At 70.8% G+C, this 15,730-nt stretch carries 13 protein-coding genes and 1 pseudogene; 6 read left to right on the top strand and 8 right to left on the bottom strand.

Annotated elements, in window-relative coordinates; translation table 11 throughout:
- Positions 1 to 474 (bottom strand): annotated as a pseudogene (locus R5W23_RS02595) (hypothetical protein); the annotation flags it as partial.
- An 80-nt stretch (positions 475 to 554) separates the two neighbouring features.
- Here R5W23_RS02595 and R5W23_RS02600 point away from each other — a divergent pair.
- Positions 555 to 1,622, top strand: coding sequence for an alpha/beta hydrolase (locus tag R5W23_RS02600; RefSeq protein ID WP_320684975.1), 1,068 nt, complete (start codon positions 555 to 557; stop codon positions 1,620 to 1,622).
- Between the two features lie 349 nt (positions 1,623 to 1,971).
- On the opposite strand, the gene R5W23_RS02605 is transcribed toward R5W23_RS02600, so the two are convergent.
- The 3 genes from R5W23_RS02605 to R5W23_RS02615 form a co-directional block, all read right to left on the bottom strand.
- Entirely contained in the window at positions 1,972 to 2,157 is a 186-nt protein-coding gene (locus R5W23_RS02605) for a hypothetical protein (RefSeq protein WP_320684976.1), read from the bottom strand.
- Between the two features lie 6 nt (positions 2,158 to 2,163).
- Entirely contained in the window at positions 2,164 to 2,838 is a 675-nt protein-coding gene (locus R5W23_RS02610) for a tetratricopeptide repeat protein (protein ID WP_261186070.1), read from the bottom strand.
- A gap of 120 nt (positions 2,839 to 2,958) precedes the next feature.
- Complete coding sequence (locus R5W23_RS02615; RefSeq protein WP_320684977.1) at positions 2,959 to 3,510, bottom strand: peroxiredoxin; 552 nt, start codon at positions 3,508 to 3,510, stop codon at positions 2,959 to 2,961.
- Positions 3,511 to 3,838: 328 nt separating this feature from the next.
- Between R5W23_RS02615 and infC the strand changes: the two genes are divergently transcribed.
- Complete coding sequence (gene infC / locus R5W23_RS02620; protein WP_261186072.1) at positions 3,839 to 4,447, top strand: translation initiation factor IF-3; 609 nt, start codon at positions 3,839 to 3,841, stop codon at positions 4,445 to 4,447.
- Positions 4,448 to 4,788: 341 nt separating this feature from the next.
- Complete coding sequence (locus tag R5W23_RS02625; RefSeq protein ID WP_320684978.1) at positions 4,789 to 7,173, top strand: spermidine synthase; 2,385 nt, start codon at positions 4,789 to 4,791, stop codon at positions 7,171 to 7,173.
- Positions 7,174 to 7,865: 692 nt separating this feature from the next.
- Here R5W23_RS02625 and R5W23_RS02630 read toward each other — a convergent pair.
- Positions 7,866 to 8,879, bottom strand: coding sequence for an NAD-dependent epimerase/dehydratase family protein (locus tag R5W23_RS02630; protein WP_320684979.1), 1,014 nt, complete (start codon positions 8,877 to 8,879; stop codon positions 7,866 to 7,868).
- Positions 8,880 to 9,260: 381 nt separating this feature from the next.
- Entirely contained in the window at positions 9,261 to 11,978 is a 2,718-nt protein-coding gene (gene gyrA / locus R5W23_RS02635; protein WP_407936099.1) for a DNA gyrase subunit A, read from the bottom strand.
- A gap of 225 nt (positions 11,979 to 12,203) precedes the next feature.
- Between gyrA and R5W23_RS02640 the strand changes: the two genes are divergently transcribed.
- Together R5W23_RS02640 and aat are read left to right on the top strand one after the other, a co-directional pair.
- Positions 12,204 to 12,770 carry a hypothetical protein gene (locus R5W23_RS02640; protein ID WP_320684980.1) on the top strand — a complete coding sequence of 189 codons (567 nt, stop codon included), beginning with the start codon at positions 12,204 to 12,206 and terminating at the stop codon, positions 12,768 to 12,770.
- A 164-nt stretch (positions 12,771 to 12,934) separates the two neighbouring features.
- Complete coding sequence (gene aat, locus R5W23_RS02645) at positions 12,935 to 13,654, top strand: leucyl/phenylalanyl-tRNA--protein transferase (protein ID WP_320684981.1); 720 nt, start codon at positions 12,935 to 12,937, stop codon at positions 13,652 to 13,654.
- 343 nt (positions 13,655 to 13,997) lie between these two features.
- On the opposite strand, the gene R5W23_RS02650 is transcribed toward aat, so the two are convergent.
- Complete coding sequence (locus R5W23_RS02650; RefSeq protein WP_320684982.1) at positions 13,998 to 14,777, bottom strand: hypothetical protein; 780 nt, start codon at positions 14,775 to 14,777, stop codon at positions 13,998 to 14,000.
- 111 nt (positions 14,778 to 14,888) lie between these two features.
- On the opposite strand from R5W23_RS02650, the gene R5W23_RS02655 reads away from it, so the two are divergent.
- Complete coding sequence (locus tag R5W23_RS02655) at positions 14,889 to 15,125, top strand: hypothetical protein (protein ID WP_261190503.1); 237 nt, start codon at positions 14,889 to 14,891, stop codon at positions 15,123 to 15,125.
- Here the strand turns inward: R5W23_RS02655 and R5W23_RS02660 are convergent.
- Entirely contained in the window at positions 15,052 to 15,363 is a 312-nt protein-coding gene (locus R5W23_RS02660; protein WP_261190504.1) for a hypothetical protein, read from the bottom strand. The two genes, R5W23_RS02655 and R5W23_RS02660, sit on opposite strands and share 74 nt — an antisense overlap.
- Positions 15,364 to 15,730: the final 367 nt, after the last annotated feature.

The following is a 15,730-nucleotide window of genomic DNA, read 5'->3' on the forward strand; positions in this document are numbered from 1 at the left end:
CCACAGCAGGGCGGACGCGGTCGGGTGCCCGGCCAGCGTCGCCACCGCCCGGGCGAGTTGCGCGGCGTCGCCCGTGGACGGGTCGAAGCGCGCGTAATGTATTTCCCACGCCTCGATCAGCCGCGCGGCGAAGTGCGGGCAGTTGTCGGCACTTTTCCCGGCGCGGGCGCTCAACTCGCTCCGAACACCGATAATAAGCTTGAGCGGCAGCTTCAGGTCGTGGGCCACGTTCCGCACCGCGTCGCCGGCCTCGAAGAAGCCGGTGCACTGCACCACCACGAGCGGGCGCGCGGCGCCGAGCATGAGCCCCGCGGCCACGCCCACCGCCTCGCCCTCGCGGCACACGCGGACCGGCGCGAGCGGCGAGCCGCGCAGCGCCGGCTCCCAGCGCCCCAGGTGGCTGTCCGGAATCCACACCAGATGGGTGAACCCGGCCGCCACCAGGGACGATACGATCTCAGTCGGCTCGGGCATGACTTGACACTCCCCCGCGACGGCCCCGGAGCGAATAATACCCGGAACCGCGGCGCGCGGAACCACCTTTCGAGGGGCGAATGGTCGAGTTCGTGGTGCGGGTGCCGGAGTCCACCCCCCCGTGGCGGCGCGCGTTCCTGGCCGGGGACGGGCCGCTCGGCGACTGGTCCGCGGCCGGCGTCCCGCTCGACCCGTGGGGGGACGGGACGTTGCGCGCCCGGCTCGACCTGCCCGACGGGTTCCGCGGCCGGTTCCTCGTGACCCTGGGCCGCTGGCGCGACGCCGAGAACGACGGCCGCGGGCACGAGTTCTTCCCCCGCGAGGTCCGGGCCGACGGCCCGCCCGTGGTCGAGGCCCACGTGAACGGCTGGGACCAGAGCAGCGTCGACTACCACCACGACTTCCGGTCCCGCTTCCTGCCGCACCCGCGCACGGTCAGCGTGTGGCTCCCGCCCGGGTACGGGGCCGAGCGCGACCGCCGCTACCCGGTGTTCTACCTGCACGACGGCCAGAACCTGTTCGACGCGCACACCGCGTTCGGCGGGGTGCCGTGGGGCGCCGACGAGGTGGCCGAGCGCGAGGTCCGCGCCGGCCGCGTGCCGCCGGTCATTCTGGTGGGCGTGGCCAACACCCCGGACCGGCTCCGCGAGTACGGCCCGGTGCGGTGCGGCCCGCGCCGCGAGCAGGACCTCTCCCGCGGGTACGGGCGGCTGCTGGTCGAAGAGGTGAAGCCGTTCATCGACGCCACGTACCGCACGCAACCCGGACCCGCGCACACCGGGGTCGGCGGGTCGTCGATGGGCGGGCTCATCTCGCTGCACCTGTGCAAGTGGTACCCGGGGGTGTTCGGGAAGTGCGCGGCGGTGTCGCCGTCGCTGTGGTGGGACCGCGAGTACTTCTTGCGGAACGTGTCGGTGTCGCGGGGGTGGCTGGGCGGGTGCCGGGTGTGGCTCGACGTGGGCGAGCACGAGAGCCCGTCCCGCCTGGGCCGCGCCGCGACCATGCGCCGCACGCGCCGGCTCGCCGCGCTGCTCGCGCGGTACGGGGCGCCGGCCCGCTACACCGAGGTGCCCGGCGGGGGGCACAACGAGGCGTCCTGGGGCGCGCGGTTCGACCGGATCTTGCAGTTCCTGTTCGCGCCGAGTTGAAGGCAAGAAGAAGATTAGCCACAAAAAAGCACAAAGGGCACAAAAGGGAACCGAAGAGACAGAAGAGAGATTGGCCGCAAAAAAGCACAAAGGGCACAAAAAGAAGACAGAAGAGAGATTGGCCGCAAAAAAGCACAAAGGGCACAAAAAGAAGACAGAAGAGAGATTGGCCGCAAAAAAGCACAAAAAGCACAAAAGAAGACCGAAGACAAGATAGAAGAGGGATTGGCCGCAAAAAAGCACAAAGGGCACAAAAGGAAGGCAGAAGGCCAGACAGAAGAGAGATTGGCCGCAAAAAAGCACAAAAAGCACAAAAAGGAAACAAAGACCAAGACAGAAGAGAAGTGTTTTAAAACCACTCTTCTGTCTGGCCTTGTGTCTTCTTTTGTGCTTTTTGTGCTTTTTTGCGGCCAATCTCTCTTCTGCTTTTCTCCCCTGTCTTCTTTTGTGCTTTTTGTGCTTTTTTGCGGCCAATCTCTCTTCTGCTTTTCTGCCCCGTCTTCTTTTTGTGCTTTTTGTGCTTTTTTGCGTCCAATCCTCTTCACTCTTCGCCGAGCTCTTCGAGCGCGCGGACGGCGTCGTGCAGGTCGAGGTTCGGGTTGATCTCCAGCGCCTGCCGGAACGCCCGCAGCGCGGCCCGGGGGCGGTTTAGCTTGAGCAGGCACTGCCCCAGCCCGGCCGCGGCGCCGAAGTGGTGCGGGTTCAGCCGCAGCACCGCCTCGCAGTCCTCCACCGCCCGGACGTACTCGCCCCGCTTGAAGAACCAGATGGCCCGCTGGTTGTGGGCCTCGGCGAAGTCCGGGGCCTCGCGCACCAGCGCGTCCAGTTCGGCCCGCGCGCGGGCCGCGTCCGGGTCGCGGGCGGCGTCCTGGAGCCGCTGGTTCTGCTCCTCGGTCCCGGCGCGGAACCACAGCTCCCACAGCGCGTCGGTGGCGAAGTGCTTCACGAGCGGGTCGCCGTCGCGGAGCGCGGCCGCGACGACGGGCACGGACTCGGGCGTGCCGACCAGCCCCAGCGCCAGCGCCGCGGCCCGCCGCGCCTTGGCGTCGGCGGCGGACAGGAGCCGCTGGAGGGTGCCCTCGCTGTACGACTCGCGCACGGCGTCGCGGAACTCGCCGACGGCCGGGCGGGCGCCGGCGGTCCAGAGGTCGTGGTCGTCCTCGAGGCGCAGCTCGGGCAACCGGTCGAACAGTTCCACCAGCAGGGAAACGGGCACGCGTGAACCCTCCGGATGCGTTACCCCTCTAATCTACCGTGCCGGAGCCGGCGCAAACAAGTGACGGTCAACGCGCCGCGGCCGGGACAGGCCCGGCCGCGGGTGGGGTTCGGGGGGCGGTTACTTGAGCTTCTTGATTTCCTCGAGCACCTCGGCCGGGTGGCTCTTCGGGGTCACCTTGTCGTAGATCTTGGCGATCGTGCCCTCCTTGTCCACGACGAACGTGACCCGCTGCGACATCTTCGGGTTCTTCGGGGACAGGATGCCCAGGGCCTTCGTCAGCTTCACGTCGGTGTCGCACAGCAGCGGCATCGGCAGCCCGTTCTTGTCGATGAACTGCTGTTGCAGCTCGGCGCCGTCGGCGCTGGCCCCGAGCACCACGACGTCCTTGGGGAAGTCCCCCTTCTTCATGAGGTCGCGGAACCCGCAGGACTCGACCGTGCAGCCGCTGGTGAGCGCCTTCGGGTAGAAGAAGACGACCACCGTCTTCCCCTTCAGGTCGGCGATGGAAAGGGTCTTGGCGCCCTTCTTCACCGCGTCGATCTGGGCGGCGGCCAGCGGCACGTCCGGGAACTTGTCGCCGACCTTCACCTTCAGCGTGGAGTCGTCGGCGGAGGCGGTGAGCGCGGCGAGCGCGCAGAGGACCGCGGCGGCGGCGGCGGGGCGGGTCATGAGGCGTCTCCGTTCGAGCGGAACCGGGAGGGGACACGGGGCGGGACGGCGCCATTCTCGACACCCGCGCGGGCGGCGGCAAGGGCCGCGCCGGCGTTTGCGCGCGGGGGCCGCCGGGGCGGGGTGCCGAAAGTGCCGACAGCAAACGTGTAAAACCAATGCGGAAACCCCGTTGACGACGTTAAGACCCGGGGTTAAGAGTTATGTATTACGGGTTGCGCGGAACGGGTCGCGGGTGCGGCCCGCGCGAAACGCCGCGGTAACAGGAGTGACAGCAATCCCACCTTTCGATCGCAGCAACGCGCCCCGCGGCCCCGAAGGCCCGCGGATGAACGAGCGCATTCGGGTGCCCCAGATCCGCCTCATCGGCGCGGAGGGGGAGGCGCTCGGCATCGTGCAGACCGCCCAGGCGCTCGAGATGGCCCGCGAAGCCGGGCTCGACCTCGTCGAGGTCGCCGACCGGGAGAAGCCCCCGGTCTGTAAGATCATGGACTACGGCAAGTTCAAGTACGCCCAGTCCAAGAAGTCCCACCAGAAGACGCACCAGCAGAAGCTCAAAGAGATCCGGGTGCGCCCCAAGACCGGCGACCACGACATCGAGACGAAGATCAAGCAGGCCAAGATGTTCCTCGAGCACAACGACAAGGTGCAGGTGAACGTCCTGTTCCGCGGTCGCGAGATGCAGCACATCGAGGAAGGCCAGCGGGTGATGAACCAGGTGCTCGAGGCCCTGGCGAACGACTGCAAGCTGGAAATGCCCGCGAAGATGGAAGGCAAGCGCATGGTCGCGCTGCTGGCCCCGAAGGCGAGCGAGAAGGGCGGGCAGGCGGCGGCCAAGCCGAAGCCGCCGAAGCCGCCCGCCCCGGCCGGCGCCGCGCCCGCCCCGGCCGCGCCGAAACCGGCCGCCCCGCAACCGGCCGCCCCGCCGAAGGTGTGAACCTCGTCCCGACGTACCCCCTCCCTTCAACGAAGGACGGGGGTTCACGCGCGCCGCACGTCCGCGCGCTCGCCCCGCCCCCGTAACATTTCCCGAACCGGCCCGAGCCGAGCCGGCCCGCGCCCCGGAGCGGGGTCGCGGTCGCCCGCCCGTCGCGAGGGGCCTTGGTCCCCCGTTACGCGCCCCGTTGTGCCCCGCGGGCGGGCGGCAGTTGTCACGTTACGGCAAGTACCCCCTTGCCCTGGCGCGGTCGCGTCCGCATTCTGTTAGCACCGGTTCCCGCCGGGTCGGGAGCCCCCCCGCGTCCGCCCTGATGGCCCACCGCCGAGCGCGGAGGTCGCTTGCTCGCCGTTCTCTACGCGACAACCCTGTTCGCCGGCGCGGCCCTGCTGTTCCTGGTGCAGCCGCTCGTCGGCAAACTGCTCCTGCCGCTGGTCGGCGGCACGCCCGGGGTGTGGAACACCTGCATGGTGTTCTTCCAGTCCGTGCTGCTCGTCGGCTACCTGTACGCGCACCGCAGCACCGGGCGGCTGGGGGTGCGGCGCCAGGCGCTGTTCCACCTGCTGCTGCTGGCGGCGGTCGCGGTGTCGTTCAAGGCCGCGATCGCGGTCACCGGCGCGCCGGTCCCGGTGGTGCCGTCGATGCTCCCGGACGACCAGGACTCGTCGGTCCTGATGGTCGCGCAGCTCGGCCTCACGGTCGGGGTCGCCGTCGGGCTCCCGTTCCTGGTCCTCTCGACCACCTCCCCGCTGCTCCAGCGGTGGTTCGCCGCGACCGGCCACCCGGCCGCGCGGGACCCGTACTTCCTGTACGCGGCGAGCAACGCCGGGAGCCTGCTGGGGCTGCTCGCGTACCCGCTCCTGATCGAGCCGCGGCTCGCGCTGAAGCACCAGCAGTGGGTGTTCGCGGGCGGGGTGATGGGGTACATCGGGCTGGTCGTCGCGTGCGCGCTCACGGTCGTCCGGGGCGGGTCTCGCGAGGCGCCGCACGAGGCCGGCGCGGGCATCGGCCCGGAACCGCCCGCGCCCGTCGCGCCGATCGCGGCGCCGCGGGTCGCCCGCTGGGTGATGCTCGCCGCGCTGCCGTCGAGCCTGCTGCTGGGCGTCACGACGCACGTCTCGACCGACCTGGCCCCGGTGCCGCTGCTGTGGGTGGTGCCGCTCGCGCTGTACCTCGTGAGCTTCATCCTGGTGTTCGCCCGCTGGCCCGACGGGGTCCACCGGTTCGTCGGCCGGGTCACGCCGATGCTGCTGCTGTTCGTGGTGCTGACGCTGCTGACCAACGCGGCCGAGCCGCTGGCGGTGGTGGGGCTGCTGCACATGCTGGCGTTCTTCGGGGTGTGCCTGGTGTGCCACGGGGAGCTGGCGAAGGACCGGCCGCCGGCCGAGCACCTCACCGCGTTCTACTTCTGGATGTCGCTCGGCGGGGTGATCGGCGGGACGTTCAACGCGCTGCTCGCCCCGATCCTGTTCTCCGCGGTGGGCATGGTCGAGTACCCGCTGGCGCTGGTGCTGGCGGCGGCGGTGCGGCCCCGCAGCGCGGACCCCGAGGAGCGGCTGAAGGGGGCGGACGTGGCGCTGGTGCTGGTGCTGCTGGCGCTGTCGGTGGGGCTGGTGCTGGCGGTGCAGCACCTCGTCCGGGTGCCGGCCGAGCCGGACGCGCCGGACGCGCTCACCGCCCGGCTGCTGCGCGGCGGGCTGATGTTCGGCCTGCCGGGGGCGGCGGCGTTCGCGCTGGTGCGCAAGCCGGCGCGGTACGCGCTGGCCCTGGCGGCGATCCTGGCGGCGGGGGCGTTCGACACCGGCCACTTCGGCGAGACGCTGCACAAGGAGCGCAACTTCTTCGGGGTGATCCGGGTGACGCGGGACGGGAAGTTCGTCAAGCTGATCCACGGGACGACGCTGCACGGCCAGCAGCGGGCCGACGAGCCCGGGCCGCCGCGGCCGATGACCTACTACCACCAGAAGGGGCCGGTGGGGCACCTGTTCGCGTCCCTGCCGCCCGAGCGGGTGAAGAGCGTCGGCGTGGTCGGGCTGGGGACGGGCGCGGTGGCCGCGTACGCGCGCCCGGGGCAGAAGTGGACCTTCTACGAGATCGACCCGGCGGTGGTGCGGGTGGCGCGCGACACCCGCTACTTCCGGTTCCTCTCGGAGTGCCGGGGCGCGTGCGACGTGGTGCTCGGCGACGCCCGCCGGCACCTGACCAAGCCCCCGGACGGGTGCTACGACGTGATCATCCTCGACGGGTTCTGCTCCGACGCGATCCCGGTCCACCTGCTGACGCGCGAGGCGATCGCCCTGTACGTCTCGAAGCTCGCGCCCCGCGGGGTGATCGCGATGCACGTCTCGAACAACCACCTGGACCTGCCGCCGCTGATCCGCCGGCTGGCGGACGACCACAGCCCGAAGCTGGCGGTGCGGTACTGCCACGACGTGCCGCTCGACGCCGAGCGGGCGGACGGCAAGACGGACTCGCAGTGGATGCTGCTGGCGCGCGCGGACGCGGACCTCGCCCCGGTGCTGGACGCCGCCCGGGCGCCGGCCCCGTCGCCGCTGGTGCAGGCGGTCGCGGCGGCGTCGGCGAGCGTCGCGGGGGTGGAGTGGACGCGCCCCGCGCCGCACACGTTCCTGGGGCAGTGGCGGGAGGTCGAGCTGGAGGACGGCCCGATCTGGCGCGACGACTTCGCGAACCTGCTCCGCGTGTGGAAGAAGCGCGAGGAGGAGTGACGCCGGGCACGGGGCGAAGACCCACCCCCCGGCCCCCTCGGCGTGCTCGCCGGCCCGGTCCGCGGAGCTTCCGTGGGCCGGCGGAAGGGAGGGGAGCAAAGGCAACCCACCCCCCCGGCCCCCTCCCTAAAGGGAGGGGGTGGCGCCGGGAGCGTTGGTCCCGGTGCGAGAGGGGGCGCGTGCGGGGCAACCCACCCCCAGCCCCTCCCTGAAGGGAGGGGAGCAAAGACGACCTACCCCCAGCCCCTCCCTGAAGGGAGGGGAGCAAAGGCAACCTACCCCCAGCCCCCTCGCCGTGCTCGCCGGCCCGGTCAGCGGAGCTTCCGTGGGCCGGCGGAAGGGAGGGGAGCCAAGGCAACCTACCCCCAGCCCCTCCCTGAAGGGAGGGGAGCAAGGCACGGGCGCATCGATTCCGCCTCGGGGGCGCGGTGGTTTTTGCTCCCCCTCCCTTCAGGGAGGGGGCTGGGGGGTGGGTCTACGCCCCGCGCCCCCCTTTCGCGTCGGGATCGCTCCTGCCGGCGCCACCCCCTCCCTTCAGGGAGGGGGCTGGGGGGTGGGTCTACGCCCCGCGCCCCCCTTTCGCGTCGGGATCGCTCCTGCCGGCGCCACCCCCTCCCTTCAGGGAGGGGGCCGGGGGGGTGGGTTGCCTTTGCTCCCCCTCCCTTCCGCTACGACCGCACCGCCGCGCGTCCTTACGGCTCGTCGGTCACCACGACCGGGGCGGTCTTCGGTACTTCCAGGTCGCTGGTGTCCAGCCGCCCCTCGCTCTGGAGCTGGCGGAAGATCGCCACCGTCTCCCGGATGCCGGCCTCCAGCGGGGTCTTGGGCAGCGGCCCCAGGTCGCGCTGCAACCCGTCGTCCGACAGGTCGTAGGCGATGGCGATCTGCGTGGTGCCGAACGTCACCAGCCGCGCCGCCTCCGGCAGCACCGCCGCCAGCGCCGCGTGGAAGTCCTTCATCGTCACCACCGCGCCGCGCAGGTTGTAGCTCTTCGCCCCGGTGTACGGCCGGGCCAGCGACTGCACGAACACCTCCGCCACGTCCCCGACGTACTGGAAGTCGGTCCACCCGCCGAAGTTGATGTGGTACGGCCGCCCCAGCAGCGCCGCCTTGATCGCCTTCGTGGGCTCGGAGGTCATGCCCAGGTCGCGGCCGGCGCCGTACACGGTCCACGGCCGCAGCCCCACGCTGGACAGCCCGAAGTCCTGGAAGTAGATCCGCGCGTTCCCCTCGTTGCAGCACTTGAACACGCCGTAGTGCGTGCTGGGGATCAGCGGGGCGTCGTCCCCCTGCGCGCCGGCCGGGTACTTGTCCGGGCCGCCGAACACCGCCGCCGAGCTGGCGTACACCAGCCGCTGCACCTGCGCCCCGGCCGCCCGCACCGCCTCGAACACCGCCAGCGTGCCCAGCACGTTCACCTTCGCGCCCAGCATCGGGTCGGCCCGGCACGTCGGCACCTGTAACCCGGCCAGGTGGATGACGTGCGAGATCTGGTGCGCCGCGATCGCCGCGGAGAGGGCCTTGAGGTCCGTCACGTCGCCCTGAACGAAGGTCACCTTCGCGACCTCGCTCTCGGGCAGGACGAGCCGGAGCCGGCGGGCGTCCTCGCGCAGGTCGTACACCCACACCTGGTCGCCGCGCCCGAGCAGGTTGCGGATGATCCACGCCCCGATGAACCCGTACCCGCCGGTAATCAGCACGCGCATTTGAGAGAGCCCTCGCCGCAAAAAATGAGAGGAGATCGGCCGCAAAGGAGGCAGAAGGCAGTGATAGCCACAAAACGCACAACGGGCACAACAGAAAACAGCAGAGAAAGGCAGAAGGCAGGAGATTGGCCGCAAAAAAGCACAAAAAGCACAAAAGGAAACCGAAGAGACAGCAGAGAAAGGCAGAAGAGAGATTGGCCGCAAAAAAGCACAAAAAGAAACCGAAGACCAGGACAAAGAGAAGTGCTTTTAAACTCACTCTTCTGTCTTGGTATTCTGTCTTCTTTTGTGCTTTTTGTGCTTTTTTGCGGCCAATCTCTCTTCTGCCTTGGTCTTTTTTGCGGCCAATCTCTCTTCTGTCTTTGTCTTCTTGGCGGCCGCTTACTCCTTCACGTCGCCGGCGTCGCCCACGTTCTCCTGGGCGACCTTGGCGACGGACACCAGCTTGTCGCCGTCGCGCAGGTTCATCACCCGCACGCCCTGGGTGTTGCGGCCCACGATGCGGATGTCGCCCACCTTGCTGCGGGTCACCATGCCGTCCTTGGTGATGAGCATGATCTCGTCGCCGTCGCGGACGCTGGTGACGGCGATCACCTTGCCGTTCTTGGCGGTCACCTTCACGTCCTTCACGCCCTTGCCGCCGCGGCCCTGGAGCCGGTACCGCATGCCGGACGGGTCGGACTCGGCCTCCCCCTCGGCCCCCTCGGGCGCCTCCGGCTCCACCACCTCGGGCTCCGGCGCGGCCTCGTCGTCGGCCTCCACCGCCCCCTCGGGGAGGGGGGTGTTGGCCCCGAACGGGGTGCGCTTGCCGTACCCGTTCTCGCACACCGTCAGCAGGAGCCCGTCCGGGTCCGCGACCACCATGCCCACGAGCGCGTCGTCCTTGCCGAGCTTGATCCCGCGGACCCCGCGGGCGGTGCGGCCCATCGGGCGGATGGCGGACTCGCGGAACCGGATCGCCATCCCCTTCTGGGTGCTCAGCACCACCTCGTCGTTGGCCTTGGTGAGGGCCACGTTGATGAGCTCGTCCCCCTCGTCCAGGGTGATGCCGATGATGCCCCCCTGGCGGACGTTGCTGTACGCCATCAGGTCGGTCTTCTTCACCGTCCCCTGGCGGGTGGCCATGAGCAGGTGCGCGCCCTCGACGAACTCGCGGACCGGCACGATGCTGGTGATCTTCTCCCCCTCGGCCAGGGACAGCACGTTGGCGATGGCCCGGCCCGGGCTGGTGCGGCCGGCGGTGGGGATGCGGTAGACCTTGAGCCAGTACATGCGGCCGGTGTTGGCGAAGCACAGCAGGTACGCCTTGGTGCTGGCGACGAAGAAGTGCTCGACGAAGTCGTTGTCCCGGAGGCCCCCCTGCACGCCCTTGCCGCCGCGGCCCTGCACCCGGTACTCGGTCAGCGCCATCCGCTTGACGAACCCCTCGTGCGAGATCGTGACGACGTTCGGCTCGTCCACGATCAGGTCTTCCATGTCCACGTCGCCGCCGTCGTCGGACACCTCCGTCTTGCGGTCGTCGCCGTACTTGGCGGCCATCCGCTCCAGGTCCTCGCGGATCACGGCGTGGATGTTGGCGTCGTCGGACAGGAGCGTCTCGTACCCGCGGATCAGCTCGCGGAGCTGGAGGTACTCCTTCAGGATCTCCTCGCTCTCGAGGGCCGCGAGCTGCCCGAGCCGCAGGTTCACCACGGCCTCGGCCTGCTGCTCGGTCATGCGGTACTCGGCCACCGCGCCCAGCTCGCGCTGGAGCGCCGCGAACGCGCCCTCGCCGATGGCCCGCTGCATGAGGGCGGCGGGGACCGCGAGCCCCTGGAGCCGGGCCTTGGCCTCGGCCCGGTTCGGGGACGTGCGGCAGATCTGGATCACCTGCTCGATGTCCGCGATGGCGATGAGCTGGCCTTCGAGCACGTGGCCGCGCTTCTTGGCCTCGCGCAGGAGGAACTCGGTGCGGCGGCGGATCACGTGGACCCGGTGGTCCAGGAACTTCTGGAGCATCTCCTTGAGCGTCAGCTCGCGCGGGCGGCCGTCCACCAGCGCCAGCATGATGATGCTGACCGTCTTCTGGAGCTTCGTGTACTGGTAGAGCTGGTTCAGTACGAGGTGCGGGTCCTTGCCGCGCTTGATCTCGACGATCAGCCGCACCGGCTCCCCGTTGCGGGCGCTGGACTCGTCGCGGACCCCGCTCACGTCCGGGATGCGCTCCTCCTTCACGAGGTGCGCGATCTCCTCGACGATGGCGTTGCGGGTGACCTGGAACGGCACCTCGGAGATGAGGATGCTGGGGGACCGGCCCTTCACCTCTTCCATCACCTGCGCGCGGGCGCGGAGGGTGATCTTGCCGGCCCCGCGGGCGTAGGCCTCGAGCAGCCCCTGGCGGCCCATGATGATGCCGCCGGTGGGGAAGTCCGGGCCGGGGATGATCTGGATCAGGTCGGCGAGCGTGGCGCCGGGGTTGTCGAGCAGCAGGACGAGGGCCTTGCACACCTCGCGCAGGTTGTGCGGCGGGATGTGGGTGGCCATGCCGACGGCGATGCCGTCCGAGCCGTTCACCAGCAGGTTCGGGAACTTGCCCGGGAGCACGAGCGGCTCGCGGTACTTGCCGTCGTAGTTGTCGATGAAATCGACGGTGTCGCGCTCGAGGTCTTCGAGCAGTTCGCCGGCGGCGGGGGTGAGGCGGGCCTCCGTGTACCGGTGGGCGGCGGGGGGGAGGCCGGCGATGGAGCCGAAGTTCCCCTGCCCGTGGACCAGCCGGTACCGGAGGTTCCAGTCCTGGGCCATGCGGACGAGCGAGTCGTAGATGCTGGCGTCGCCGTGCGGGTGGTACCGCTTCATCGTCTCGCCGATGATGCCGGCGCACTTGCTGGTGGACGACGCCGGCCCGAGCCCGAGGTCGTTCATGGCCACCAGGATACGCCGCTGCGACGGCTTGAGCCCGTCGCGCACGTCCGGCAGGGCGCGGCTGATGATGACCGACTGGGCGTAGGTGAGGTAGCTGTCGCGCAGCTCGTCAACGATGTCGAGCGGGTTGACCGGGGCGGCGGCGCCCGCGGCGGTGGGGTCGTCGGGACCGGGCGGCGGTGTGGTGGCGTCGGCCAAAGAAGGCTCCTTGGAGTGTGCCCCGCGCGGCCGAAACGGCGGCGGTCCCGTGGCGACTGGTAACCCGCGAAGTACGTTGATATTCTAGGGAAATCGCGGCCCCCGAGCCAGCGCCGTAGCGGCCCCGGGGGCGGTTTTTGGTGCGCGGAAAGTGGAACCCGAGTAAACTGGCCGGGCGGCCCCTCCACGGGGCACGCGGCCCACCCCCACCGACGGTAATTCGCCATGCGTTCGATCGTCCCGTTCGCGGCGGCCCTGCTCCTTGCCGGCCCCGGATTTTCGGCCCAGCCGGCGCCCGACGCCGCCACCCCGGCGGCCGAACTCACCCGCGCCAAGGCGCTCAAGGTGAAGGTGAGCCTGGAGGCCCGGGACGCGCGGCTCGGGGACGTGCTGAAGGAGTTCGCCGCGCAGGCCGACGCCCGGGCGGATATGCTGATCCTGTGGGCCTACGGCCCCGGCTTCCCGCACGCGCAGCGGGTGACCTACCGGTGCAAGGACAAGCCGATCGAGGACGCGCTCGCCGAGGTGCTCAAGGCGGCCGGCGGCGGGCTGGGCTACACGGTGGTGTCGAAGGACGGCGACAAGCGCGACGGGTGGGTGCTGCTCACCGCCGCCGCCGCGACCGCCGAGGACGAGACGGCCGCCGCCGACCGGGTGGCGCAGGCCAAGAAGCTGATCGACGGCGGCAAGCCCGACCCGGCCAAAACGCTGCTCACGCTGGTGGTGCAGAAGTACGGCGCCACCAAGGCCGCCGCCGAGGCACGCGAGTTGCTCGCCAAGCTGGGCAAGTAGCCCGGGTGCGAGGGCCAGGGTGCGCGTGCGAACAAATCGCCCGTCACGGGCCGCCGGCACCGAATTCACGACGTATTCTGTAGCCGGCCGGTGTTTACGGGTGGGGGGCGCGGCCCTCGCGCGCCGCTGTCGGCCTTGGTGTCCGTAACCCGAAGGAAGCGACCGTGAGCGGCATTTGGGGTAACCGCGAGGTGCCGTGGATCCCGCCGGAACTGGCGGAGCCCGACGGGTTCGTCGGGGTGGGCGGCGACCTGCGCCCGGCCACGCTGCTGCGCGCCTACGCCGACGGCGTGTTCCCGTGGTTCAACGAGGGCGACCCGATCCTGTGGTGGTCCCCGGACCCGCGCGGGGTGATCGAGCTGCACGGCGAGTCGGCGGACGGGGCGCCGGGGTACGGCGGGCTGCACGTGTCGCGGCGGCTGGCCCGGACCATCCGCTCGGGCAAGTTCCGGGTGACCGTGAACCAGTGCTTCGCGACGGTGATGCGCGAGTGCGGGGAGCGCCGCCCGGAGGGCACCTGGGTGACCCCGGAGATGCTGGCCGGGTACGCCGAGCTGCACCGGCTCGGGCACGCGCACAGCCTGGAGACGTGGGTGTGGGCCGGGGGCGCGGGGCCGGACGCCTGGGAGCTGGCCGGCGGCACCTACGGGGTGAGCATCGGCGGGCTGTTCGCGGCGGAGTCGATGTTCTACCGGGTGACGGACGGCTCGAAGGTGGCGCTGGCGGCGCTGGTGCAGCGGCTCCGGGAGCGCGGGTACGCGCTGCTGGACGTGCAGATGAAGACGGACCACACAACCACGATGGGCGCCACCGAGGTGCCGCGCCGCGAGTACCTGAAGCGGCTCCGCCGCGCCGTCGCCATGACCGGCATCAGCTTCGCCTGACCGCGCGAAGGCCGACCCACCCCAAGGCAACCCACCCCCAGCCCCTCCCTGCAGGGAGGGGAGGAAGGCAACCCACCCCCGGCCCCTCCCTGCAGGGAGGGGAGCAAAGCACGGGCGCACCGATTCCGCCTCGGGTGCGCGGTGGTTTTTGCTCCCCCTCCCTTCAGGGAGGGGGCCGGGGGGTGGGTCTGCGCTCCGCGCATCGATTCCGCCTCCGGGTGCGCGGGTTTTGCTCCCCCTCCCTGCAGGGAGGGGGCCGGGGGGTGGGTTGCCTTTCCTCCCCCCTCCCTTCAGGGAGGGGGCCGGGGGGTAGGTTGTCTTCGGGGCCGGTGGGTAGGCGCCTTCACCCCGCGGCCGCGTCCCCGTCGGGGCCGAGGCGGCCGTCCAGGTGCCAGTCGCCCAGCACCCGCGTGTACACCTTCTCCCCGGTCGGCAGCTTCACCAGCGCCAGCGGGCCGTCCCGGCCCAGCAGCTCCCCGCGCACCGCCGGCACCGCCCGCACCCGGCCCGACCGGCTCGACACCTCCAGCCGCGCGCCCGGCGCGCCCGGCACCTCGCAGGTCTGCTCGGTGCGCGCGTCGGTCACCACCAGCGCCTCGCCCTCCAGCTCGCCCGGCACCCACACCGTCCGGGCCGGCGGGCGCGGCTTCGGGCGCGCCGGCGGGGGCGGCGGCGGCTCCGGCTCGGGCGCCGGGAACAGCGTCCCCTGCTGGCGCCCGAACACCCACCCCCGCGCGTCCGACGAGTACGCCACGTGCCGCTGCCGGAGCTGCCGCAGCGCCTGCTTCACCGTGTCCTTCTTGGGCGGCTTGTTCGGGTAGTCCCGCGCCCACCGCTCCGCCACCTCGCCGGCGCGGATCACCGCCTCCGGGCCGCGCTCCTCCCGCAGCCGCCGCAGCACCCGGAACGCACGCCGCAGCGCCGGCGACGGCTTGGCCCCCAGCTCCGGCGGCAGGTCCGCGGTGCTCGCGTCCGGGTCCGCCGCCTCCGCCCGCGCGCCGAGCGTGATGCGGACCCCGTCCAGGTTCAGGCTCTCCCGCAGCCGCTCGCGGCCGTGCCGCCGCATCAGCCCGCGGGCCGCGAGGAAGATCTGCCGCAGCTCGGTTTCGTAGGTCGAACCCATGCTCGGGCTCCCGGCGTGTATTTTCCTGTCCCACACGGGTGAGCGGTTCTCACGGGGCGGGCGCGTCGCTTATGGTTTAGTGTACAATTGACCAGTTGCGAGGGCGACGGTGTGGGCGACGAAATTCGGGCGGAGCTGGTGCGGCTGATCGACGCGGGGGACGTGTACGGCCTGCTGTGCGCGGCGGCGCGGCTGTGGGTGCGGGCGTACCACCCGGACACGGTGCGGGCGGCGCTGTACGCGACCGCGGCGGACGACCTGGAGCCGATGCGGCTCAGGATCCCGCTCGCGGCTTCCGGGCCGGCGCCCGCTGCCGCTGCCGTTCCAGTTCTGCCGCCGCCGCCATAGCCGCGCGCCGGGCGGCGGCGGCGGCCTCCTCGGCGGCCTGCACCTTGCGAATCTGCTCGCGGTGCGTCTCGTGCAGCTCGGCCAGGTTGGCCCCGGCCACCCGCTGGAGCAGTTGGGCCGTGGACAGCGGGAGCACCAGCGTCAGCTCCGCGAGCTGCTGGGCCATCTGCCGGAAGCACCGCACCTGGGTGGTCTCCTGGTCCGCTTCGCCCTTGCGCGGGCGCCCCGTCTTCGCCATGCCGACCCTCGGTTCCGGAGCCCGGCGCACCCGCACCGGCGCCAACCAGTGTGACCGCAAACCGAAATTCCCGCAACCGCATCTCGCTACCAGTGTTGACAGGAATGCGAAAAGTGTTAACACTTTATATGTGAACAAAAGAACACTATGTGCCGGGGAGACGACCGACCCCCCGGCCCAAGGCAACCCACCCCCGGCCCCTCCCTGAAGGGAGGGGAGGAAAGGCAACCTACCCCCCGGCCCCCTCCCTAAAGGGAAGGGGTGGCACCGAGAGGAGTGGTCCCGGCGCGGGAGGGGGCGCGGGGCGCAGACCCACCCCCGGCCCCTCCCTGAAGGGAGGGGAGGAAAGGCAACCTACCCCCCGGCC

The sequence above is a fragment of the Gemmata algarum genome (genome assembly GCF_034097035.1).
Classification (GTDB): domain Bacteria; phylum Planctomycetota; class Planctomycetia; order Gemmatales; family Gemmataceae; genus Gemmata; species Gemmata algarum.

What these genes read in the sequence shown, in the direction of transcription:
- infC (WP_261186072.1), top strand. Translation starts at nt 3,839, where the DNA reads ATGAACGAGCGCATTCGGGTGCCCCAGATCCGCCTCATCGGCGCGGAG.
- R5W23_RS02640 (WP_320684980.1), top strand. Translation starts at nt 12,204, where the DNA reads ATGCGTTCGATCGTCCCGTTCGCGGCGGCCCTGCTCCTTGCCGGCCCC.
- R5W23_RS02615 (WP_320684977.1), bottom strand. Translation starts at nt 3,510, where the DNA reads ATGACCCGCCCCGCCGCCGCCGCCGCGGTCCTCTGCGCGCTCGCCGCG.
- R5W23_RS02630 (WP_320684979.1), bottom strand. Translation starts at nt 8,879, where the DNA reads ATGCGCGTGCTGATTACCGGCGGGTACGGGTTCATCGGGGCGTGGATC.
- R5W23_RS02600 (WP_320684975.1), top strand. Translation starts at nt 555, where the DNA reads ATGGTCGAGTTCGTGGTGCGGGTGCCGGAGTCCACCCCCCCGTGGCGG.
- R5W23_RS02650 (WP_320684982.1), bottom strand. Translation starts at nt 14,777, where the DNA reads ATGGGTTCGACCTACGAAACCGAGCTGCGGCAGATCTTCCTCGCGGCC.
- R5W23_RS02660 (WP_261190504.1), bottom strand. Translation starts at nt 15,363, where the DNA reads ATGGCGAAGACGGGGCGCCCGCGCAAGGGCGAAGCGGACCAGGAGACC.